Raw genomic sequence first — 20,062 nt, 5'->3', positions numbered from 1 at the left:
GAGGTCGGGGAGAAAAGCGATGAATTTGAACGTCCTATGTTCTGAAATGTCTAGAACGTTATATTAGTTATCAAATCAGACCGGGACCTGCGTTTCAGGCCGAAGGAAGACGATGTAAGGACGTCGTTCGACGATTAGCCTGCAGCGAGCGCGCTAAAGGGCGGCTCAGGCTTCGTACACGATCGGGAAATAGGCCTGGTCGATCTCATTATTGCAATGAGCAATCAAGGACACGTTGATGTGCTTGTCCGACGCCGTGCCCGGGACGTAGTGGAGGTCGGCGTCCATATAGTGAAGCGTCAGCGCAATTCGATCGCCGGGCGATGCGTTGGGCCGGCTGCGATGGCCCGTCAGGCAGTGATGCGCCGATACGATCCCCGCCGGTCCCACCAGCGGATAGCCCTCGTAACCGTCGAGATCCGCATCGTCGCCGCGGCCGGCCGCCTCGACTCTGTGGCTTCCCGGCGCGAATTCCATGCCGCCATTGGCGGGCGAAACGGAATCGAGCGCCGCCCAGAAAGTCAGGAGACGCGGAGCGTTCAGGCACTGCCACGAGGTCATGTCGCGATGCCATCTTATCGCGTTCTTGCTCGAAGCGCCGGCGTATTTGCAGATGAACGACGTCCCCCAAAGCCGGATGCGCCGGACGCCCAACATCGCCGCGGCAAGCCGGCCCAGGCCGGCGTTCAGCGCGATCCGTGCGACAACGCCGCTCGACCAGTGCGGGTGCGAGAGCATGTCGAGACTGTCCTGCCCGTCGGGATCCTTGATCGTGTAGCGCGCCGGCGGGCGGGGAAGCTGGTCGAAGTCGCGGATCAGCCGCGCATATTCGCATCTGAGGTCGGCGACGGAGGAAGCCAGAACCGGTCGATCGGCTATGGCGAAACCGTGCCGGACCCACCGTTCCAGATCGAACGCCTGTTCCAGGCCCGTGAGATCTCCGGCTGCCACAGCGTCCCACCCGCGCAATGTTGCGTTCCGACGATCCGAAATCATTCCATATCGGCTCGGCGGTCACAACCCCGGACGTCGCGCCGCCAACTCTCGATCAGCGCTGGTCGACGCCATGGGCCGGCGGGGCATGCGCTTGGCCAATCTCCGAACTCGCTACGATGCCGGCGCCGCGGCGATCCGGCATGGGTCGAAGTGTCGGATGCCGGAGAGGCCGTCTTGTGCAAACGCGGCGGCAAGGTCGAGTGGGTCGTCCTGATCGAGTCTTCAGATCACCGTCTCGAGCCGCACGTAGCTTGCTTCCATGCCGTGCTCCATTCCGCTTGCAAGCATTTTTGCGCGCGATTCGGCATCGGGCAGGGTCATTCGCATGATCATCCACGTGCCGCCGCCGTCAGGGTCGAATCTTGTTTCGACGTGATTGTCGGGTGTCGGATCCGGCAGATGCATCCGCTCGACATGAACGATCCGGCTGAACGGCTTCAGCTCGACAAACTCGCCGGTGATGTAAAATCCGCCGGCCTTGTCGTTGATCCATTCGTAGCGGAATTTGCCGCCGGGCCGGGCGTCGCAGATGCAGACCGGCATCGTCCAGCCATCCGGTCCAAGCATCCATCGCTGGATCAAGCTCGGCTCGGTATGGGCGCGATACACCGCCTCGGGCGAGGCTTTGAAACGCCGCGTGATCACGATATGCCGGTCGTCCTCGGTCGTGAGTGTCAGCTTGCTCATCGGCGCGGCTTTCGCTTGCTGGGTCTGATGGTGGTCAAAAGGTCGTCCAGGCGGTCGTAATTCCTGGCGAGCGCCTCGCGGAGCGTGCCGAGCCACTGATCAATCTCGCCGATCGCCCCCGGCGCCAGCCGGCACGGCCGCCTCGTGCCCTCGACGCGCCGGACGATCAGCCCGGCGCCTTCGAGCACCTTGAGATGCCGCGATATCGCCGGCTGTGTCATCTCGAACGGTTTTGCCAGCTCCATCACCGATGCCTCGCCCAGCGCCAGACGAGCCAGCAGCGCCCTCCGGGTAGGGTCTGCCAAAGCGGAGAAGGCGCTATCAAGGTTCGACATCTAAGTTGTCCGTTATATAAGTATATTATTATATAACGAATTAGGCGCGTCAAGCCGCGATGCGGTTTCGGCGCAACGGCCGCGCTCTAACGGCCCAGCTTGTCCAGCGTGATCGGCAGGTCGCGCACCCGCTTGCCGGTGGCGTGATACACGGCATTGGCGATCGCCGAGGCGACGCCCACGAGGCCGATTTCGCCGACGCCCTTGATGCCGAGCGGATTGATGATGTCGTCCTTTTCCTCGACGAAGATCACCTTGATGTCGTGGACGTCGGCGTTCACCGGGACATGATACTCGGCATAATTGGCGTTCATGATGCGTCCGAAGCGGTGATCGATATGGGTTTCTTCGTGCAGCGCCATGCCGATCCCCCAGATCATGCCGCCCATGATCTGGCTGGCCGCGGTTTTGGTATTGAGGATGCGCCCGGCGGCGACCGCGCTGACGATCCGGGTGACCCTGATCACGCCAAGCTGTTCGTCGATCTTTACCTCGGCGAATACCGCGGAATGCGCGTTACGGGCGTATTTGTCGTTGTCCTCGAAAGTGGTGGATTGCTCCTGCTCGATGCGGTCGAGCTTGCCGTACCGTATCGCGTCCGCGATCGACACGGCGCGGCCGGCGTCATGTCTGGAAACGATCTTGCCGTCGGCAAGTACGACATCGTCGAGCTTCACACCCGCGAGCGGCGAATCCGGCATCTTCTGCGCCAGCGCCAGCAAATCCTTGCGCAAGGCGTCGGCGGCATTCTTGATCGCGTGGGACACCGAGGCCGCCATCCATGAGCCGCCTTCAACCGGCGAGGCGGGCAGCGAGGAATCGCCGAGCTTGACGCTGACATTGTTGATCGGCAGTCCCAGCATGTCGGCGGCGACCTGCGCCATGATGGTATAGGTGCCGGTGCCGATGTCGGACGTCGCGCAGGCGACCTCGGCGTGGCCATTGGCGGTCAACACGATGCGCGCCGACGTTTCCATCTGCAGCGCTTCCCATACCCCCGACGCCATGCCCCACCCGACCAGCTCGGTGCCCTCGCGCATCGAGCGCGGCTCGGAACTGCGCTTGCTCCATCCGAACGCTTCCGCCGCCTGCGCGTAACATTCGCGCAGCTCCTTGCTGGTGTAGGGCTTGTCCTCGTCCTGCTGACGATCCGAATAATTGCGCAGCCGCAATTGCAGCGGATCCATCTTTAGCGCGACCGCGAGTTCGTCCATCGCGCATTCCAGCGCATACATCCCGGTCGCGGCCCCCGGCGCACGCATGTCGCAGGGCGTCGGGATGTCGAGCTTCGCCAGCCTGTGCGAATATTTCGTGTTGGCGCATGTGTACAGCGCGCCGGACCAGCCGGTGTCGTTGCGTGCAAAGTCCTCGTATTGCGACGTCATCGCGACGACGTCATGCTCGACCGCTTCCAGCGAGCCATCGCGGCCGGCGCCCAGCGCCACGCGTTCCACGGTGCCGGGGCGGAAGCCGAGCGTGTACGTCTGTTGCCGCGTCAGCACCAGCCGCACCGAGCGTTGCAGCGCGCGCGCCGCCAGCACGGCGAGCGTTACCTGATGCTGCGGGCGCAGTCCGGAGCCGAACGCGCCACCCGTGAACGGCGACATCACCCGCACCTCATCCGGTTTCATCCGGAACACGCCGCAGAGATAACGATGCACATTCTGCACCCCCTGGGTCTTGTCGTAGACCGTGAGCTTGCCGTCGGCTTCCCTGATCACGGTGGAGGCAAACAACTCCATCGCATTGTGATGCTCGATCGGAACGAAGTAATCGGCCTCGTGGCGTACCGCGGCGGCGGCGAGCGCCTTCTCCGCGCTGCCGCGCGGCTTTGGCGGCTCCCCAGCCGGCTTTGCCTGGTCGAGTTTCTGCCGCAGACTGGTGACGTGCGCTTGTTCTTCGTATGCGACACGCACCCTTGTGGCAGCGAAGTGCGCGGTCTCCCAATCTTCGGCGAGCACGATCGCAACCGGTTGCCCGCTGAATTGTATTTTATCATCATAAAGCGGTCGATAGGGCGATCCGTTTTCTGGCGCGACGTCGTCCTTGTAGGAGCCGTCATCATCCGCCATCGGCGGCCGATTCTTGTGCGTCAAAATCGCGATTACGCCGGCAATCGAACTTGCCTCGCTGATGTCGATCGAGACAATGCGGCCGCTCGCGATGGTCGAGGTAACGAGGTTGCCGTAAGCGAGGTCGGGCGCGCCGAATTCGCCGGCATACTTCGCAGCCCCGGTAACCTTGGCGTGGCCGTCGACGCGGGACGTGGGTGTGCCGATGTAGGGAGCCATGACGTCTACCGGATTTTCTTGCTGGACTGCGACTGCGGCGTGGCTTGCGCGGCCTGGGTCAGGGCGCGGACGATGACCCGCCGCGCCAGATCGATCTTGAAGGTGTTGTGGCCGAACCCTTTTGCTCCGCGCAGCAGCAGATCGGCGGCGTGTTCGAAGGTCGCCGGCGTCGCGGGCTGCCCGCGCAGCAAGGCTTCCGCCGCCGGATCGCGCCATGGCCTGTGCGCGACACCGCCGAGCGCCAGCCGCGCATCCTTAATGCTGTCGCCGTCGAGTTCCAGCGCGGCCGCGACCGAAACCAGCGCGAAGGCGTAGGACAGCCGGTCGCGGATTTTCAGATAGCTGTAATTCGCCGCAAAGCCCCGCGCGGGAAGTTCGACCGCGACGACGATCTCGTCCGCATCGAGATTGCTGTCGCGCTGCGGCGTGTCGCCGGGCAGGCGATGGAAATCGGAAAATGCGATCGCGCGTTTGCCGGAAGGCCCGGCCACATGCACGCTGGCCTCCAGTGCCGCCAGCGCCACGCACATGTCGGAGGGATGCGTCGCGATGCAGGCTTCGCTGGTGCCGAGGATCGCATGCATGCGATTGATTCCCTCAATAGCCGAGCAGCCGCTGCCGGGCTCACGCTTGTTGCACGGCGTCGCGGTGTCGTAGAAATAACAGCAGCGCGTCCGCTGCAACAAATTGCCGCCGGTCGATGCCATGTTGCGCAGTTGCGCCGAAGCGCCCGCAAGGATCGCGCTCGACAGCAGCGGATAACGCTGCTCGATCTTGGGATGCCAGGCGAGATCGGAATTCGGCACCAGTGCGCCGACCCGCAGGCCGCCGCCTTCGGTTTCCTCGACCGTCGCCAGCGGCAGCCGCGATATGTCGATGAGCCGGGTCGGACGTTCGACATCCTCCTTCATCAGGTCGATCAGGTTGGTGCCGCCGGCGATGAACTTTGCTGCGGGATCTGCCGCCATCTGGCGCACCGCGTCGGAAACGTCGTCGGCGCGGACGTATTGAAAATTGATCATGGCCGGCTCATCGCCTGCTGGATCGCCGCGACGATGTTGGGATAGGCGGCGCAACGGCAGATGTTGCCGCTCATCAGTTCGCGGATCTCGTCCGGTGTCTTCGCCTTGCCTTCCGCGATCATTCCCGCCGCCGAGCAGATTTGGCCGGGCGTACAGTAACCGCACTGGAACGCGTCATGGTCGATGAACGCCTGCTGCAACGGATGCAAGGCGCCGTCCTTGGCGAGGCCCTCGATGGTGACGACTTCCGCACCGTCCTTCATCACCGCCAGCGTCAGGCATGAGTTGATGCGGCGGCCGTCGACCAGAACCGTGCAGGCGCCGCACTGGCCGTGGGCGCAGCCTTTTTTGGTGCCGGTGAGATCGAGGTGGTCGCGCAGCAGGTCGAGGAGGGTGGTCCACGGTGCCGCGGCAAGCTGTTTGCGGATGCCGTTGACGGTCAGCGCAATCGAGATTTTTGCCGGTGACGGAATGGCTTCCTTGAGCGGCCGCGTTGCCATGCTGATGTCGGCCATCGTACTCTCCGGATCGCCTGGACGTGGGCGCGGGAACCATCGAATAGCGGTGCAACGGCGAAGGACTGCGTCGGTTCCATCGGAAGCGAGTATTTGCAACTGGCGTGGCGCTGCAGGCGCGGCTAGCTTCGGCCCGATCGGACGGGCGGGGGTTTACGTTGAGAACGACCATTTACGGCATCAAGAACTGCGACACCATGAAGAAGGCTCGCGCGTGGCTGGACAGTCACGGCGTCGCCTATAGTTTTCATGATTACAAGACCGAGGGCATTTCGAAACAGAAGCTCACGCGCTGGGCCGACGAACTCGGCTGGGAAACGCTGCTCAATCGCGCCGGCACCACGTTCCGCAAACTGCCGGATGCCGACAAGGACGGCCTGAACGAGCGCGGCGCCATCGCGCTGATGCTGGCGCAGCCGTCGCTGATCAGGCGGCCGGTGCTTGAAGCCGGCGGCAAGCTGCTCGTCGGATTCAAGCCCGACGTGTATGAGAAGGAAGTCGCCTAGCGTGCGGCCCGGTAAAACCCGAACTGCAGCGAAACGGCCTTAACGGCCGCCTCGGCAGCCGGCGCAACGGTCCGTGCCGCGATCAGGGACCCGATCGCCGGAACCTCTGCAAATCAGTAAGTCTTTCCGGCAATTCGACTAATTGCCGACACCGGCGCCGCGCCCGTGGGTCGCATGCTGAGCTTTGCGCCTTGCGCAAACCGGTCCATTGACGGCATATTCCCGCCCGGAGAGGCGGCCGGTCCGGGACGGTTTCCAAGACGTCACGGGGCCAGGCAGTTACAAAATTCGGCCACGTGCGCGGGGCACTCGCGTGCGAAGGCCGGTGGGGGAAATTCGATTGGCCGATGAGTTCATTCTTGAAACCCACGGATTGACCAAGGAATTTGCGGGGTTCTTCGCTGTAAGCGATGTTAACCTGCGGGTCCGCCGTGGCAGCATTCACGCGTTGATCGGCCCCAACGGGGCCGGCAAGACTACGTGCTTCAATCTTTTGACCAAATTCCTCAAGCCGTCCGCCGGCCAGATCCTGTACAAGGGACAGGACATCACCGCGATGGCCCCGGCCGACGTGGCGCGGCTCGGCCTCGTGCGTTCGTTTCAGATTTCGGCGGTGTTTCCGCATCTCACCGCGCTGGAGAATGTGCGCGTCGCGCTGCAGCGCCAGCACGGACAATCGTTCGATTTCTGGCGCTCCAAGGCGGTGCTCGACCGCTTCAACGGCCGCGCCCGCGAACTGCTCAACGACGTCGGCTTGAGCGAATTCGAAAAGACGCCGGCGGTCGAGATGCCCTATGGACGCAAACGCGCGCTGGAGATCGCGACCACGCTGGCGCTCGATCCGGAAATGATGCTGCTCGACGAACCGATGGCCGGCATGGGTCATGAAGACATCGACAAGATCGCGGCGCTGATCAAGCGCATCTCGGCGAAATACACCATCCTGATGGTCGAACATAATCTCAGCGTCGTCGCCAATCTGTCCGACATCATCACGGTGCTGACCCGCGGCAAAGTGCTCGCCGAAGGTCATTACGCCGAATTGACCAAGGACGAGCGCGTCAAGGAAGCCTATCTGGGGGCAGGTCATGGCTGAAGCGAAAATGGCCGGCCGCGCCGCTGCCTCCGCCACCGGCAGTCCCGTGCTGGCGGTTCAGAATCTCGAAGCCTGGTATGGCGAATCCCATATCCTTCACGGCATCAACTTCGATGTGAACGCCGGCGAGGTCGTCACGCTGCTTGGCCGCAACGGCGCCGGCAAGACCACCACGCTGAAGTCGGTGATGGGCATCATCGGCAAACGCACCGGCTCGATCCGCTTCGGCGATCAGGACATCACGCGGGCTTCCTCGGACAAGATCGCCCGCATGGGCGTGGCGTTTTGTCCGGAGGAACGCGGCATTTTCGCCAGCCTCGACGTCCGCGAGAACCTGCTGTTGCCGCCGATCGTGCGCAGTGGCGGCCTGTCGCTGGACCAGATATTCGAGCTGTTTCCGAACCTGAAGGAAAGGCTCAACAGCCAGGGCACCAAACTGTCCGGCGGCGAGCAGCAGATGCTGGCGATCGCGCGCATCCTGCGCACCGGCGCGCGGTTTCTGATGCTGGACGAGCCGACTGAAGGGCTCGCTCCCGTCATCATTCAGCAGATCGGCCACACCATCGCGCGGCTGAAATCGGAAGGATTTACCATCCTTCTGGTTGAACAAAACTTCCGCTTCGCCTCGACAGTAGCCGACCGCTACTACATTGTCGAACACGGCAAGGTCATCGACGGCTTTGCCAACTCGGAACTGCAGGCCAACATGGACAAGCTTCACACCTATCTCGGTGTCTAGGAACCACGAGAACAACGGAGAACGACCACTATGAAAAGCAAAATCTCGGCGCTTCTGCTCGGCACGGCGTTGACCCTCGCCAACGGGGGTTTCGCGCTTGCCCAGGACAAGACCGTCAAGATCGGCGCGCTCGGGGATCAATCGGGTCTGTACGCCGATCTCGGCGGGCCGGGCTCGACCCTGGCCGCGCAGATGGCGGTCGAGGATTCCGGCCTGACCGCCAAGGGCTGGAAGATCGACATCATCTCCGGCGATCACCAGAACAAGCCCGACATCGGCACCAGCATCGCGCGGCAGTGGTTCGACGTCGAGAAGGTCGACGTCATTGTCGACGTGCCCAACTCCGGCGTGGCGCTTGCGGTCAATAACGTCATCAAGGAAAAGAACGGCGTCTACATCAATTCGGGCGCGGCGTCCTCGGATCTCACCAACGCGCAGTGCTCGCCGAATACCGTACACTGGACCTACGACACCTACATGCTCGCCCATACCACCGGGCAGGCGCTGGTGAAGGCGGGCGGCGATACCTGGTTCTTCATGACCGCGGACTATGCCTTCGGCGCAGCACTCGAGCGCGACACCACCGCGGTCGTCACGGCAAATGGCGGCAAGGTCGTCGGCGCCGTCAAGCACCCGCTGAATTCGTCGGACTTCTCGTCGTTCCTGCTGCAAGCGCAGTCGTCCAAGGCCAAGATCATCGGGCTTGCCAACGCCGCCGCCGACACCACCAATTCGATCAAGCAGGCGGCCGAATTCGGCATCGTCAAGGGCGGACAGAAGCTCGCCGCGCTGCTGCTGTTCATCACCGACGTCAAGGCCATGGGCCTGGAGACCGCGCAGGGCCTGAACTTCACCGAGACGTTCTACTGGGACATGAACGACGACACCCGGGCCTTCTCCAAGAAGTTCGCCGCGCGCATGAAGAACGGCTCGCCGCCGTCCATGGTTCACGCCGGCGTCTATTCCGGACTGATGCATTACTTCAAGGCGCTGGAAGCGCTCGGCGGCAATCCGCATGACGGCGTCAAGGTGGTGGAAAAGATGAAGTCGATGCCGACCGATGACCCGCTGTTCGGCAAGGGCTCGATTCAACCCAACGGGCGCAAGATTCATTCGGCCTATCTGTTCGAGGTAAAGAAGCCGTCCGAATCGAAAGGCCCGTGGGATTTCTACAAGCTGGTCGGAACGGTCCCGGGCGAACAAGCCTTCACGCCGCTTTCGGAAAGCAAGTGTGCGCTGTTGAAGAAATAACGACATTGCCCGCCGGCCTCGCGCCGGCGGGCATCCATCTTGCGTCATGTGGGATTGAGCGGAAACACCGGTCATGCAGGCTCTCTACGCACAGCTTCTGGTAGGATTGATCAATGGCTCGTTCTACGCGCTGCTGAGCCTCGGCCTCGCCGTGATCTTCGGAATGCTCAACATCATCAACTTCGCCCATGGCGCGCTCTACATGATGGGCGCGTTCTGCGCGTATTTCCTGCTCAACGTGGCCGGTATCGGATACTGGCCGGCGCTGATCCTGGCGCCGATCGCGGTTGGCATCTTCGGCATGATCCTGGAGCGGACGATGCTGCAATGGCTGTCCGGCCTCGACCATCTCTACGGCCTGCTGCTGACGTTCGGGCTGGCGCTGATCATCCAGGGCATTTTCCAGAATTATTTCGGCTCCTCCGGCCTGCCCTACGCAATTCCCGATGAGCTGAAAGGCGGCATGAACCTCGGCTTCATGTTCCTGCCGATCTATCGCGGCTGGGTGGTCGTATTCTCGCTCGTGGTCTGCCTGCTCACCTGGTACCTGATCGAGCGAACGCGGCTCGGCGCCAATCTGCGCGCCGCCACCGAAAATCCGACGCTGGTGCGCGCCTTCGGCATCAACGTGCCGCGGATGATCACGCTGACCTACGGTCTCGGCGTCGGCCTTGCCGCACTGGCCGGGGTATTGTCGGCGCCGATCAATCAGGTGCGGCCACTGATGGGCGCCGACCTCATCATCGTGGTGTTTGCGGTGGTGGTGATCGGCGGCATGGGATCGATCATGGGATCGATCATCACCGGTTTTGCGCTCGGCGTGATCGAAGGGTTGACCAAATACTTTTATCCCGAAGCCTCCAACACCGTAGTATTCGTGCTGATGGTGCTGGTGCTGCTGGTAAAACCATCGGGACTGACGGGAAGGGCGGCCTGACATGACAGCCATGACCGATGATACGCTGCCGGTGACCCCGCGCGCCATTCGCGACGAGATGATCCTGTTCGTGGTTATGGCCGCGGCGCTCGCGCTCGTGCCGTTTACCGGCGTGTACCCGTTCTTCGTCATGCAGGCGCTCTGCTTTGCGTTGCTGGCCTGCGCCTTCAATCTGCTGATCGGCTATGGCGGACTGCTGTCGTTCGGCCATGCGATGTTCCTGGGCAGCGCCGGCTACTTCACCGCCCATGCGCTCAAGGTATGGGGCGTTACGCCCGAGCTCGGCATCTTGATCGGCACCGTCGGAGCGGCGGCGCTTGCCGTCATTACCGGGCTGGTGGCGATCCGCCGCCAGGGCATCTATTTCGCGATGATCACGCTGGCGCTGTCGCAACTGTTGTATTTCATCTATCTGCAGACGCCGTTCACCCACGGCGAAGACGGCATCCAGGGCATCCCGCAGGGATATCTGTTCGGAATTTTCAATCTGGCCCGGCCCACCACGCTGTATTACGTCATCCTCGCCGGCTTCCTGCTCGGATTCCTGCTGATCTACCGCACCATCAACTCGCCGTTCGGCGAGGTGCTGAAATCGATCCGCGAGAACGAGCAGCGTGCGATTTCGCTCGGCTACAAGACCGACCATTACAAGCTGCTGGCCTACATATTGTCGGGAACGCTGGCGGGCCTGGCGGGTTCGCTGAAGGTGTTCGTCGCGCAGAACGCTTCATTGACCGACGTGCACTGGACCATGTCCGGCGAAATCGTGCTGATGACGCTGGTCGGCGGCCTCGGTACGGTATTCGGCCCGGTGGTCGGCGCCTTCGTCATCATCGCCATGCAGCAGTATCTGGCCGGATTCGGGCAATGGGTCACCGTGATCCAGGGCGTGATTTTCGTCATCTGCGTGCTGACATTCCGCCGCGGCGTGATCGGCGAGATCGCGCATTATTTCCGGCGGTCGCTGTAGGCAGCATATTCGGTGTCATCGCGGGCTTGACCCGCCTATCCATCATCTTCGCCAAGCGTCTTTTCGAAGAGGATCGATTGCCGGTCGAGCCCGGCAATGACGGGTTCCGGCGTTGATGACGCGATCCGGGGAACCGACAAAGCGGTGGATGACCTCGCTTTGCGCACCTGCAAGCGCCCGCTTTTGCACGAAATGCACTATGACAGTCCGGTGACAGTTGCAGTCGTTGCCGCCGTTTGCCTGCAGAGATGGACCTGACCGATGATGCGCCTGTTTCGCTACTTTCTCCCGCGCGAGGAACGGTTTTTCGAGCTGTTCGCGCGGCATTCCCAGACCGTGGTGAAGGGTGCCGAAGCGTTGCAAGGCATGCTGCGCGGCGGCGAGGATACGCCGGTATTCTGCCAGCGCGTCAGCCAGTTCGAAAATGACGCCGACGGCATCACCCGCGAAGTTCTCACCGCGGTGCGCCGCACCTTCATTACGCCGTTCGATCGTGTCGACATCAAGAACCTGATCACCTCGATGGACAACGCCATCGACCAGATGCAGCAGACCGCCAAGGCGGTCATCCTGTTCGAAGTCCGGAGCTTCGAGCCGCCGATGCGGGAAATCGGCACGCTGCTGGTGGAATGCGCCAACCTGGTCGGCCGGGCGCTGCCTTTGATGCAGTCGATCGGCGACAACGTCGCGATGCTGAGCGCGATCACCGAGGAACTCGGAAAGCTGGAAGGCCGCGTCGACGACCTGCACGACATCGGCCTGAAGGAACTGTTCCTCAAGCACCGCGGCGCCAACGCCATGGATTACATCGTCGGCGCCGAAATCTACGATCATCTCGAGAAAGTCGCCGACCGCTTCGACGACGTCGCCAACGAGATCAACAGCATCGTGATCGAGCAGGTATAGGGCAGGGCCGCGCCGTGGACGCCACGCTAGGTCTTCCGATTCTGGTCGGATTAATCGCAGTCGCGCTGCTGTTCGACTTCCTCAACGGGTTGCACGACGCCGCCAATTCGATCGCGACCATCGTGTCGACCCGCGTGCTGCGGCCGCAATACGCCGTGCTGTGGGCGGCGTTCTTCAATTTCGTCGCCTTCCTGGTGTTCGGGCTGCACGTCGCCAACACCATCGGCACCGGAATCATCGATCCCGGCATCATCGACGAACGGGTGATCTTTGCCGCGCTGATGGGCGCCATCGTCTGGAACCTGGTCACCTGGGCGCTGGGAATACCCTCCAGCAGTTCGCATGCCTTGATCGGAGGGCTGCTCGGCGCCGGCGTAGCCAAAGCGGGGCTGTCGGCCGCGCTCTGGAGCGGATTGTCCAAGGCGCTGCTGGCCATCGTGCTGTCGCCGCTGGTCGGATTCCTGCTGGCGCTGGTGCTGGTCGCGATCGTGTCATGGCTGTCGGTGCGCTCGACCCCCTTTGCGGTGGACCGCGCATTCCGGATCCTGCAGTTCGTCTCGGCATCGCTGTATTCGCTGGGCCACGGCGGCAACGACGCGCAGAAGACCATGGGCATCATCGCCGTGCTGCTGTATTCGCAGGGACATCTCGGCGAACATTTTTCGGTGCCGTTCTGGGTGGTGCTCGCCTGCCAGGCGGCGATGGCGCTGGGAACGTTGATGGGCGGCTGGCGGATCGTCCGCACCATGGGCTTGCGGATCACCAAGTTGACGCCGATGCAGGGATTTTGCGCGGAAACCGGAGGTGCGGCGACATTGTTCATCGCCACCTTCCTCGGGGTGCCGGTGTCGACCACCCACACCATCACCGGCGCCATCGTCGGCGTCGGTGCCGCGCGCCGCGTTTCCGCGGTGCGCTGGAACGTCGCCAGTTCGATCGTCTATGCCTGGGTGATCACGATTCCGGCCTCCGCGGTCGTGGCGGCGCTGTCGTACTGGGCGGTGGCGCTGCTGCGCTGACGTTCACCTCTCCCCGCTACGGATAGGCGGGGTCAAACCGGCGTATGACGGGATATGTGCATCCGCTGCTCCGCTTGCGGCGGGAGAAGGCACGCGGCTGGACACCGCTTCGGCCTGTTCCCATATATCTCCTTGATCCGGTCCCGTTTCCCTGCCACACGCTCGCTCGATGTCCGATCTCGCCCTCACCACCGAACAGCCGCCGCGTTCGCCGCTCGCGGCCGAAGTCGCGCGCCGGCGTACCTTTGCGATCATTTCGCATCCCGACGCCGGCAAGACCACGCTGACCGAAAAGCTGCTGCTGTTCGGCGGCGCCATCAATCTTGCCGGACAGGTCAAGGCCAAGGGCGAGCGTCGCAACACCCGTTCCGACTGGATGAAGATCGAGCGCGACCGCGGCATCTCGGTGGTGACCTCGGTGATGACCTTCGAGTTCGAGAACCTGGTGTTCAATCTCCTGGACACGCCGGGCCACGAGGATTTTTCCGAGGACACCTATCGCACCCTGACCGCGGTCGACTCCGCCGTGATGGTGATCGACGCGGCCAAGGGCATCGAGGCGCGGACGCGAAAACTGTTCGAAGTCTGCCGTCTGCGCGATATTCCCATCATCACCTTCATCAACAAGATGGACCGCGAAAGCCGCGACACCTTCGAATTGCTGGATGAAATCGAAAAGACGCTGGCGCTGGACACGACGCCGATGACCTGGCCGGTCGGCCGCGGCCGCGACTTCCTCGGCACCTACGACCTCGAAACCGGCGGGGTACGCCTGCTCGAAGGCGGCGGCGCCAAGATCGGCGCGGCGCTTAAGATCGACATTGCCGATCTTGCGGGGCGCAATGCCAATCTCGACGTCACCGAGGTCAAGGACGAACTGGCGCTGGTGTCGGAAGCCTGCAAGTCGTTCGAGCTCGATGCGTTTCGCGAGGGCCATCTGACGCCGGTATATTTTGGCAGCGCACTGCGCAATTTCGGCGTCGGCGATCTGCTGCAGGGCCTCGGCCGTTTCGCGCCGCCGCCGCGCGCGCAGGACTCAAATCTGCGCAGGGTGGAAGCGTCGGAGGCCCGCATGACGGCGTTCGTTTTCAAGATCCAGGCCAACATGGACCCGAACCACCGCGACCGCATCGCGTTCGCGCGGCTGTGCTCGGGCAAATTGACGCGCGGCATGAAGGCGAAGCTGGTGCGCACCGGCAAGAACATGAGCCTTTCCAGCCCGCAATTCTTCTTTGCGCAGGACCGTGCGCTGGCCGACGAGGCGTTTGCCGGCGACGTGGTCGGCATCCCCAATCACGGCACGCTGCGGATCGGCGATACCTTGAGCGAGGGCGAGGACATCAATTTCGTCGGCGTGCCAAGCTTCGCCCCGGAAATCGTCCGCCGGGTGCGGCTGACCGACGCGATGAAGGCGAAGAAGTTGAAGGAGGCCTTGCAGCAGATGTCGGAGGAGGGCGTGGTGCAGGTGTTCCGCCCCCGCGACGGCGCCCCGGCGCTGGTCGGCGTGGTCGGCCCGCTGCAGCTCGACGTGCTGAAGGCGCGGCTCGACGCCGAATATTCGCTGCCGGTGGATTTCGAGGTTTCGGAATTCCAGCTCGCGCGCTGGATTTCCTCCGACGATCCCAAGAAGCTCGCCGCCTTCATCGCCGCCAACGGCTCCGGCGTCGCCGACGACGTCGACGGCGATCCGGTGTATCTCGCCAAGAACGAGTTCTACCTCGGCTACACCAAAGAACGCGCCGAGGGCATTACGTTCTCCAGCATCAAGGATGTGAAGAAGAAAGGATAGTCTCGTCGTCCCCCGCAAAGGCGGAACCCATACGCTCTGTCGCTGAGGTGCGGAAGGTGTCGGTAGCCTGCGGAAACATCTGCCGAACAATAACCATCGGTGGTTATGGGTCCCCGCCTTCGCGGGGACGACGAGAGAGAGAGGGATTCATGCTTAGCCGCGTGGTTCAATATCTCATCGTCGCGGCGAGCGCCGTGCTCGCTACCTCCGCTGACGCGCGACGTCGGCACCCGGTCGACGCCGCGCCGTTCGCGCATGCGCCGTGCGGCGTGCTGTCGGGCGAGCCGTGCACGCCGTCGTTCTGCAGCGTGTTCAACCACGGGCCGTGCATTCCCGAGATCGATTATCCGATCGGCCAGAACCTGCAGCTCACCATCCAGAGCGTGCCGCCGCGCGACGACGCCGCAAAGTACCGCAAGCCCGACCGCGATCTCGACACCATCAGCGACCTGTTCGCGGCGCTGCGCTCCTGCTGGTCGCCGCCGCCGTCCGACGACGCGCGCGAGGGCATGCAGATGTCGGTGCTGTTTTCATTCAAGCGCTCCGGCGAACTCATCGCGGCCCCCCGCGTCACCTATTCGACCCGCGATGTGCCGCAGCAGACCCGCGACCTCTATCGCAAGGCGATATCGGCCTCGCTCGACGCCTGCCTGCCGCTGAAATTCACCGGCGGCCTCGGCGGCACGCTGGCCGGACGGCCGATCATGATCCGCTATGTCGACAACCGCGATCTGGGCAAGCAGCCGGGGAGGCCCTAGCCGTCATTGCCGGGCTTGACCCGGCATCCATTCCCTTCGAACGAATCTTGCGAAGATCGATGGATACGCAGGTCAAGCCCGCGCAGGACGAGGGGTTGGAGGCCACCAGACGGTCAATCGGCGGTTTCCAGCCCGCAAAATGCCGTGGTAGAACCCGCTCAAATCACCCGGAAGCTACCCATGAAAGACATCCTGGATACCCTCGAAGAACGCCGCGCCGGCGCCAAGCTCGGCGGCGGCGACAAGCGCATCGAGGCGCAGCATGCCCGCGGCAAGCTGACGGCGCGGGAGCGCATCGAGCTGCTGCTCGACAAGGGTTCATTCGAGGAGTTCGACATGTTCGTCGAGCACCGCTCGGTGGAGTTCGGCATGGAGAAATCCAGGGTGCCCGGCGACGGCGTGGTCACCGGCTGGGGCACCGTCAACGGCCGCAAGACGTTTGTGTTCGCCAAAGACTTCACGGTGTTCGGCGGGTCACTGTCGGAAACCCACGCGCAAAAAATCGTCAAAATCCAGGACATGGCGATGAAGGCGCGCGCCCCGATCATCGGCCTCTACGACGCCGGCGGCGCGCGCATCCAGGAAGGCGTCGCGGCGCTGGCCGGCTATTCCTACGTGTTCCGCCGCAATGTCATCGCCTCGGGCGTGATCCCGCAGATTTCCGTCATCATGGGGCCGTGCGCCGGCGGCGACGTCTATTCGCCGGCGATGACCGACTTCATCTTCATGGTGAAGAACACCTCCTACATGTTCGTCACCGGGCCCGACGTGGTAAAAACCGTCACCAACGAGGTGGTCACCGCGGAAGAACTCGGCGGCGCGTCGGTGCACGCCACGCGCTCCTCGATCGCGGACGGCGCGTTCGAGAACGATGTCGAGACCCTGCTGCAGATGCGCCGGCTGATCGACTTCCTGCCCAGCAACAACACCGACGGCGTGCCGGAGTGGCCGAGTTTTGACGACATCGAACGCGAAGACAGCTCGCTGGATACGCTGATCCCCGACAATCCGAACAAGCCGTACGACATGAAGGAACTGATCCTCAAGGTCGTGGACGAAGGTGACTTCTTCGAAATATCCGAAACCTTCGCCAAGAACATCATTACCGGATTCGGCCGCATCGCGGGGCGTACCACGGGCTTTGTCGCCAACCAGCCGATGGTGCTGGCCGGCGTGCTCGACAGCGACGCCTCGCGCAAGGCCGCGCGGTTCGTGCGGTTCTGCGACGCCTTCAACATCCCGATCGTCACTTTTGTCGACGTGCCGGGATTCCTGCCGGGCACCGCGCAGGAATATGGCGGCCTGATCAAGCACGGCGCGAAACTCCTGTTCGCGTTCTCGCAGGCCACGGTGCCGCTGGTCACGGTGATCACCCGCAAAGCCTATGGCGGCGCGTTCGACGTGATGGCCTCGAAGGAAATCGGCGCCGACATGAACTACGCCTGGCCGACCGCGCAGATCGCGGTGATGGGCGCCAAGGGCGCGGTCGAGATCATCTTTCGCAGCGATATCGGCGACCCCGACAAGATCGCCGCGCGGACCAGGGAATACGAGGACCGCTTCCTCTCCCCCTTCATCGCCGCCGAGCGCGGCTATATCGACGACGTCATCCTGCCGCACTCGACCCGGCGGCGGATTGCCCGCGCGCTGGCGATGCTACGCGACAAGAAGGTGGAAGTGCCGGCCAAGAAGCATGACAATCTGCCGTTGTAGCTCGGAGGACGGATTAGCGGCAGCGTAATCCGCCATCGTTTCGTCCGTATCGTTTTGTGGCGGGTTACGGCTTCGCCTACCCCGCCCTGGATTGCTGAAGGATACTGCATGCCGCGCTACTTCTTCGTCGTCCGCGCTGCCGTCGCCGATCCCGGCAAACGCGCGGCGTTCGACGCCTGGTACGCACGCGAGCATTTGCCCGATGCGGTCAAAACCTTCGGCGCGGAGAAGGCGTGGCGATACTGGAGCGTCACCGATCCCGCCTTGCATCAGGCGGTATATCAATTCCCCGACAAGGCCGCGCTGGACCGCGCGACCGAGGGCCAGGAGATGAAGCGGCTGGTGGCCGACTTCAACCGGGACTGGCCTGATATAACCCGCACGCGCGAGGTTTTGGTGCTGGCGGAGGAATTCGGCGCGGCGTGAAACCAAGCCCGTCATTCCGGGATGTGCCACTTGGCGCGGGCCCGGAATCCGTGCACCCCGGTGGTGGTCATGGATTCCGGGCTCGACGCTTCGCGTCGCCCCGGAATGACAGGTCCAACAACCGGCGTTGCTACTTGGATGACCCCATCTTCTGCGCTTTCATGTAGTGCATGCAGGCGCCGCGCATGTTGCCCTTGCTCATTTCCATGTTGGCCATGCCCATCTCCTTGTTCATGGCCATCGTGTTGGGGCCATAGGGCATGCTACTCATGGCTGCGTTGGACTTCATCATGTTCTCGCCCGAGCAGCTCATCATTTTGGCCGACGCCGGGGTGAAAGCCAAAGCCGGCAACATCGCGGCCGCGAAAAAAACTTTTCTCATCGATGACCTCGTTTGGAATGATGCCAACGAATTGCTGGCATTTTAAGTACGCCGTTTTCCCCGGATTGTTTCGCCGCGGGGCAGGTTTTTGCATGGTGCAGCGCACAGGCGTTGCAGCGGGACGATCAGATCGGGCGGCAACGGCCGTAGCGCCAGAACAAGCCCGGCGGGCAGACGCGGCCGCGAGGCACTACCACGACGGGGGGAGCGACCACGACGCGGGGAGCCACCACCCGGGGCGCGACCACGATCGCGCCGCCATTGGGGCGGCAGTCGCCATAGGGTCCGCGATGGAAGTCGGGGCCGCATCCGCCGGCGGCGTCGGCGGCACCAAAGCCCGCGAACGTGCCGGCAACCAGAACTGCTGCAAAAAGCGTCTTCATGTTTCCTCCGTTTTGTCGGGTCGCCGCCGGGGCGCCGCGTTATTCAAGCCGTGTGATTCGGCACGTTCATTGTTACAGCACCTTGAATATTGCCGGCGAGCTTAATGCCGGAGCCTGAACGCGGAATGAATGCGCGCTTTTTCTTAAAAACATGCCGGGCGTCACCGGGATAGAAACCCCAGCATCAGGCCGTCGAATTGTTGCGGCGCTTCCAGAAATACGAGGTGGCCGGTGTTGGGAATAACCTCCGCGCCGGCATTCGGCATCCGGGCGGCAAGCGCTTTGGCCAGCTCGGCATTCCGGCCCATCTTCGCCCGCAGTGCTTCCGGCGCGTTGAGCCGTCCCGGCGCGTTGTGGTCGTCTTCGCCCATCACGAACAGCGTGGGTTGCGTGATCAGCGGGATCTCATGCGCCACCGGCTCGCGATAGATCAGTTGCGCCGAGTTGACGAAGGCGCGCAGCCAGCGCGGATAGTCCGAGGCGCCCTTGATGTTGAACCGGGCGTCGATGAATGGCGTCACCTGTTCCGGCGGCAGTTTTAAGGAATAGTTGGTCTCCAACTGCTTGCGATAGCCGTCGGCGGTGAGCTTGTCTTCGTTTTCCAGGATCTTCTCGGTCGGCGTCGGCGGCACATAGAGCCGGTAATCCTCCAGCCCGATCGGTGCGGCAAGCAGCAGATGCGCGACGCGGTCGGGAAAAGCGCGGGCGATGCGCACACCGAGCATGCCGCCCAGCGAATGCGCGACGATGTCCGCCCTTGCGATTCCCAGATGGTCGAGCAGGGCGATGGTGTTGCGCGCCAGCGTGTCGAAGTGCAGCTCGGCCGCGGGCTTCGATGATTTGCCGAAGCCGATCTGGTCCGGCACCACCACGCGGTAGCCGGCCCCGCCGAGCGTTTTGATTACCGGCGCCCAGTAGCTGGACGGAAAATTGCGGCCATGCAGCAGTACCACGGTGCGTCCGTTCGGCGCCGCCGCGGCGACGTCCATATAGGCCATCCGAACCGGCTCCCCGTCGTCGACCAGCGGCAGCATGCTGACCGGATAGGGATAGGCAAAACCCTCGAGGCCGATGCCATAAGGTTCGCGCGGCGCACCATCGGCGCCGTGAACAACGCCCAGCGGCATGGCGGCGAGCATGGCGGATAGTACAATGCGTTTCATCGAAAGCTCCCTGAAGATGTCCTACGCCGCTCCGGTTCTCTATCGCCTGCGCTATGGAAACGTCCATGTCTACAAATCGAGGGCAGGCCGGGCGGCGCGTTCACGTACTTGTGAATGTATACCTATCCCCGCTCTTCAAACCTCGCTTATGCTGATCGTGTCCTGCCCCACTACAGGG

Annotated in this window: 22 protein-coding genes; 13 read left to right on the top strand and 9 right to left on the bottom strand. The window is 63.0% G+C overall.

Features of this window, described 5'->3' with window-relative positions; translation table 11 throughout:
- Window positions 1–165: 165 nt before the first annotated feature.
- The 6 genes from ACFE72_RS00110 to ACFE72_RS00085 form a co-directional block, all read right to left on the bottom strand.
- Window positions 166–951, bottom strand: a complete 786-nt coding sequence (locus tag ACFE72_RS00110) for a phytanoyl-CoA dioxygenase family protein (RefSeq protein ID WP_375411006.1) — start codon at window positions 949–951, stop codon at window positions 166–168.
- A 267-nt stretch (window positions 952–1,218) separates the two neighbouring features.
- Window positions 1,219–1,683 carry an SRPBCC domain-containing protein gene (locus tag ACFE72_RS00105; protein WP_375411005.1) on the bottom strand — a complete coding sequence of 155 codons (465 nt, stop codon included), beginning with the start codon at window positions 1,681–1,683 and terminating at the stop codon, window positions 1,219–1,221.
- Window positions 1,680–2,018 (bottom strand): ArsR/SmtB family transcription factor, encoded by a 339-nt coding sequence (locus ACFE72_RS00100; RefSeq protein ID WP_375411004.1) that lies wholly within the window; start codon window positions 2,016–2,018, stop codon window positions 1,680–1,682. The genes ACFE72_RS00105 and ACFE72_RS00100 overlap by 4 nt, the downstream gene beginning before the upstream one ends.
- Before the next feature lie 86 nt (window positions 2,019–2,104).
- Window positions 2,105–4,309, bottom strand: coding sequence for a xanthine dehydrogenase family protein molybdopterin-binding subunit (locus ACFE72_RS00095; protein WP_375411003.1), 2,205 nt, complete (start codon window positions 4,307–4,309; stop codon window positions 2,105–2,107).
- 5 nt (window positions 4,310–4,314) lie between these two features.
- Window positions 4,315–5,331, bottom strand: coding sequence for an FAD binding domain-containing protein (locus ACFE72_RS00090; RefSeq protein WP_375411002.1), 1,017 nt, complete (start codon window positions 5,329–5,331; stop codon window positions 4,315–4,317).
- The gene (locus ACFE72_RS00085; protein ID WP_375411001.1) at window positions 5,328–5,846 is read right to left on the bottom strand and encodes a (2Fe-2S)-binding protein; all 519 of its coding nucleotides are present in this window, start codon (window positions 5,844–5,846) and stop codon (window positions 5,328–5,330) included. The genes ACFE72_RS00090 and ACFE72_RS00085 overlap by 4 nt, the downstream gene beginning before the upstream one ends.
- A 158-nt stretch (window positions 5,847–6,004) precedes the next feature.
- Here ACFE72_RS00085 and ACFE72_RS00080 point away from each other — a divergent pair, with 158 nt between their 5' ends.
- The 12 genes from ACFE72_RS00080 (at window position 6,005) to ACFE72_RS00025 (ending at window position 17,956) form a co-directional block, all read left to right on the top strand.
- On the top strand, window positions 6,005–6,352 hold the full coding sequence (locus ACFE72_RS00080; RefSeq protein ID WP_375411000.1) for an ArsC family reductase: 348 nt from the start codon (window positions 6,005–6,007) through the stop codon (window positions 6,350–6,352).
- Between the two features lie 340 nt (window positions 6,353–6,692).
- On the top strand, window positions 6,693–7,448 hold the full coding sequence (locus ACFE72_RS00075) for an ABC transporter ATP-binding protein (RefSeq protein WP_375410999.1): 756 nt from the start codon (window positions 6,693–6,695) through the stop codon (window positions 7,446–7,448).
- The gene (locus tag ACFE72_RS00070) at window positions 7,441–8,187 is read left to right on the top strand and encodes an ABC transporter ATP-binding protein (RefSeq protein WP_375410998.1); all 747 of its coding nucleotides are present in this window, start codon (window positions 7,441–7,443) and stop codon (window positions 8,185–8,187) included. Before ACFE72_RS00075 ends, ACFE72_RS00070 begins: the two co-directional genes overlap by 8 nt.
- A gap of 30 nt (window positions 8,188–8,217) precedes the next feature.
- Window positions 8,218–9,438, top strand: coding sequence for an ABC transporter substrate-binding protein (locus ACFE72_RS00065; RefSeq protein ID WP_375410997.1), 1,221 nt, complete (start codon window positions 8,218–8,220; stop codon window positions 9,436–9,438).
- Window positions 9,439–9,511: 73 nt separating this feature from the next.
- A complete protein-coding gene (locus tag ACFE72_RS00060; RefSeq protein ID WP_375410996.1) occupies window positions 9,512–10,375 on the top strand; it encodes a branched-chain amino acid ABC transporter permease in 864 nt (287 codons plus the stop codon).
- Between the two features lies 1 nt (window position 10,376).
- Window positions 10,377–11,345, top strand: a complete 969-nt coding sequence (locus ACFE72_RS00055; protein ID WP_375410995.1) for a branched-chain amino acid ABC transporter permease — start codon at window positions 10,377–10,379, stop codon at window positions 11,343–11,345.
- Window positions 11,346–11,606: 261 nt separating this feature from the next.
- Window positions 11,607–12,251: a DUF47 domain-containing protein gene (locus ACFE72_RS00050; protein WP_375410994.1), complete on the top strand. Its 645-nt coding sequence runs from the start codon at window positions 11,607–11,609 to the stop codon at window positions 12,249–12,251.
- Between the two features lie 14 nt (window positions 12,252–12,265).
- The gene (locus ACFE72_RS00045; protein ID WP_375410993.1) at window positions 12,266–13,270 is read left to right on the top strand and encodes an anion permease; all 1,005 of its coding nucleotides are present in this window, start codon (window positions 12,266–12,268) and stop codon (window positions 13,268–13,270) included.
- A gap of 169 nt (window positions 13,271–13,439) precedes the next feature.
- Window positions 13,440–15,059, top strand: a complete 1,620-nt coding sequence (locus ACFE72_RS00040; protein ID WP_375410992.1) for a peptide chain release factor 3 — start codon at window positions 13,440–13,442, stop codon at window positions 15,057–15,059.
- A gap of 149 nt (window positions 15,060–15,208) precedes the next feature.
- A complete protein-coding gene (locus ACFE72_RS00035) occupies window positions 15,209–15,817 on the top strand; it encodes a hypothetical protein (RefSeq protein WP_375410991.1) in 609 nt (202 codons plus the stop codon).
- Window positions 15,818–15,997: 180 nt separating this feature from the next.
- On the top strand, window positions 15,998–17,530 hold the full coding sequence (locus ACFE72_RS00030) for an acyl-CoA carboxylase subunit beta (RefSeq protein WP_375410990.1): 1,533 nt from the start codon (window positions 15,998–16,000) through the stop codon (window positions 17,528–17,530).
- A gap of 108 nt (window positions 17,531–17,638) precedes the next feature.
- Window positions 17,639–17,956: a hypothetical protein gene (locus ACFE72_RS00025; RefSeq protein ID WP_375410989.1), complete on the top strand. Its 318-nt coding sequence runs from the start codon at window positions 17,639–17,641 to the stop codon at window positions 17,954–17,956.
- Window positions 17,957–18,086: 130 nt separating this feature from the next.
- On the opposite strand, the gene ACFE72_RS00020 is transcribed toward ACFE72_RS00025, so the two are convergent.
- The 3 genes from ACFE72_RS00020 to ACFE72_RS00010 all read right to left on the bottom strand — a co-directional run bounded on the left by ACFE72_RS00020 (window position 18,087) and on the right by ACFE72_RS00010 (window position 19,884).
- On the bottom strand, window positions 18,087–18,338 hold the full coding sequence (locus tag ACFE72_RS00020; protein ID WP_375410988.1) for a hypothetical protein: 252 nt from the start codon (window positions 18,336–18,338) through the stop codon (window positions 18,087–18,089).
- 125 nt (window positions 18,339–18,463) lie between these two features.
- Complete coding sequence (locus tag ACFE72_RS00015; protein WP_375410987.1) at window positions 18,464–18,721, bottom strand: GCG_CRPN prefix-to-repeats domain-containing protein; 258 nt, start codon at window positions 18,719–18,721, stop codon at window positions 18,464–18,466.
- A 161-nt stretch (window positions 18,722–18,882) separates the two neighbouring features.
- The gene (locus tag ACFE72_RS00010) at window positions 18,883–19,884 is read right to left on the bottom strand and encodes an alpha/beta fold hydrolase (RefSeq protein ID WP_375410986.1); all 1,002 of its coding nucleotides are present in this window, start codon (window positions 19,882–19,884) and stop codon (window positions 18,883–18,885) included.
- Here ACFE72_RS00010 and ACFE72_RS00005 point away from each other — a divergent pair.
- Window positions 19,874–20,062 (top strand): hypothetical protein (locus ACFE72_RS00005; protein WP_375410985.1); only part of this gene is annotated, 189 nt, incomplete at its 3' end. The genes ACFE72_RS00010 and ACFE72_RS00005 overlap by 11 nt on opposite strands.

The organism is uncultured Bradyrhizobium sp., assembly GCF_964252615.1.
In the GTDB taxonomy this organism is placed as follows: domain Bacteria; phylum Pseudomonadota; class Alphaproteobacteria; order Rhizobiales; family Xanthobacteraceae; genus Bradyrhizobium.
Note: the sequence above shows the minus strand (reverse complement) of the source record. Positions and strands in the feature narration are given on the sequence as shown.

Bases quoted from the DNA above. Each gene is read 5' to 3' on its own strand.
- ACFE72_RS00105 (WP_375411005.1), bottom strand. From the start codon at position 1,683: ATGAGCAAGCTGACACTCACGACCGAGGACGACCGGCATATCGTGATC.
- ACFE72_RS00100 (WP_375411004.1), bottom strand. From the start codon at position 2,018: ATGTCGAACCTTGATAGCGCCTTCTCCGCTTTGGCAGACCCTACCCGG.
- ACFE72_RS00095 (WP_375411003.1), bottom strand. From the start codon at position 4,309: ATGGCTCCCTACATCGGCACACCCACGTCCCGCGTCGACGGCCACGCC.
- ACFE72_RS00090 (WP_375411002.1), bottom strand. From the start codon at position 5,331: ATGATCAATTTTCAATACGTCCGCGCCGACGACGTTTCCGACGCGGTG.
- ACFE72_RS00085 (WP_375411001.1), bottom strand. From the start codon at position 5,846: ATGGCCGACATCAGCATGGCAACGCGGCCGCTCAAGGAAGCCATTCCG.
- ACFE72_RS00070 (WP_375410998.1), top strand. From the start codon at position 7,441: ATGGCTGAAGCGAAAATGGCCGGCCGCGCCGCTGCCTCCGCCACCGGC.
- ACFE72_RS00065 (WP_375410997.1), top strand. From the start codon at position 8,218: ATGAAAAGCAAAATCTCGGCGCTTCTGCTCGGCACGGCGTTGACCCTC.
- ACFE72_RS00060 (WP_375410996.1), top strand. From the start codon at position 9,512: ATGCAGGCTCTCTACGCACAGCTTCTGGTAGGATTGATCAATGGCTCG.
- ACFE72_RS00055 (WP_375410995.1), top strand. From the start codon at position 10,377: ATGACAGCCATGACCGATGATACGCTGCCGGTGACCCCGCGCGCCATT.
- ACFE72_RS00050 (WP_375410994.1), top strand. From the start codon at position 11,607: ATGATGCGCCTGTTTCGCTACTTTCTCCCGCGCGAGGAACGGTTTTTC.
- ACFE72_RS00040 (WP_375410992.1), top strand. From the start codon at position 13,440: ATGTCCGATCTCGCCCTCACCACCGAACAGCCGCCGCGTTCGCCGCTC.
- ACFE72_RS00035 (WP_375410991.1), top strand. From the start codon at position 15,209: ATGCTTAGCCGCGTGGTTCAATATCTCATCGTCGCGGCGAGCGCCGTG.
- ACFE72_RS00030 (WP_375410990.1), top strand. From the start codon at position 15,998: ATGAAAGACATCCTGGATACCCTCGAAGAACGCCGCGCCGGCGCCAAG.
- ACFE72_RS00025 (WP_375410989.1), top strand. From the start codon at position 17,639: ATGCCGCGCTACTTCTTCGTCGTCCGCGCTGCCGTCGCCGATCCCGGC.
- ACFE72_RS00020 (WP_375410988.1), bottom strand. From the start codon at position 18,338: ATGAGAAAAGTTTTTTTCGCGGCCGCGATGTTGCCGGCTTTGGCTTTC.
- ACFE72_RS00015 (WP_375410987.1), bottom strand. From the start codon at position 18,721: ATGAAGACGCTTTTTGCAGCAGTTCTGGTTGCCGGCACGTTCGCGGGC.
- ACFE72_RS00010 (WP_375410986.1), bottom strand. From the start codon at position 19,884: ATGAAACGCATTGTACTATCCGCCATGCTCGCCGCCATGCCGCTGGGC.